The 1,005-nt window shown below is 35.3% G+C and carries 1 protein-coding gene; it reads left to right on the top strand.

Translation table 11 applies throughout. The features are described 5' to 3' along the window. Window positions 1-193 precede the first annotated feature (193 nt). On the top strand, window positions 194-1,005 hold an 812-nt coding region (locus LIZ98_RS17520; RefSeq protein ID WP_227140413.1), incomplete at its 3' end, for an RNA-guided endonuclease TnpB family protein.

Here is a 1,005-nt window from a genome sequence, read left to right as displayed (position 1 = left end):
TTCATCAAAAATCGGCAAGGATACCCCAACTTCAATCGTGTGTAGGGCGACAGCCCAACGATAAGTGGGGGAGGAATTGCCGTCAGATACGATAGTATCTGAAACCTACACCTTGCCTCCTCCTTTCTCTGTTTTAGTTGTTTCTTCACTAAAAGTATAATATAATTAATTTCAGTGAAAGGTGGTGAACATAATGACTACAATTACTGCAAAAATACAAATCTATGTTTCTAGCGACCAATCTAAAAATCTAATAGCAACCACTAATGCTTATCGTAATGCTTGTAATTGGTTGTCCAAGCATGTATTTCAGACAAAAATCTTAAAGCAAGCAAAACTTAATGATTTGTATTACAAGCAATTACGAGGTCAATTTGGATTAAAAAGTCAAATGGCTCAATCTGTCATGAAAACTGTCATTGCTCGTTATAAGTCAGCTAAATCAAATGGACACGAATGGTCTTTAATTGAATTTAAACTTCCAGAATATGACCTTGTATGGAATCGAGATTACTCGCTAACCGAAAATAAATTTAGCGTAAATACACTGGATGGGCGTATCAAACTAAATTATGAGCGTAAAGCCATGAAGAAGTATTTTAATGGCACTTGGAAATTTGGTACTGCCAAGTTAGTGCATAAATTTCAAAAGTGGTTTTTGCATATTCCTGTGACGAAAGATTTTTCAGAACTTGATTATGCCGACATAAATAATATTGTTGGCATAGACTTAGGAATTAACTTTCTTGCAACCACTTATGACAGTCAAGGTAAAACTACGTTCTACAATGGTAAAATTGTAAAACATAAACGTGGTAAGTTTAAAGCGACTCGTAAACAACTTCAAAAGAAACAAACACCATCTGCTCGTAAAAAACTAAAACAATTAGGGTCAAGAGAAAACCGTTATGTAACTGATGTAAACCATCAAGTTACGAAGGCACTCGTTGACAAATACCCTAGAGGTACGATGTTTGTTTTGGAAGACTTGACAGGTGTTCGTTC

Source organism: Caldibacillus sp. 210928-DFI.2.18 (assembly GCF_020554505.1).
Taxonomy (GTDB): Bacteria; Bacillota; Bacilli; order Bacillales; family Caldibacillaceae; genus Caldifermentibacillus; species Caldifermentibacillus hisashii.
The sequence above is the reverse complement of the archived record's forward strand: the minus strand, read 5'-3'. Positions and strand labels throughout refer to the sequence as shown.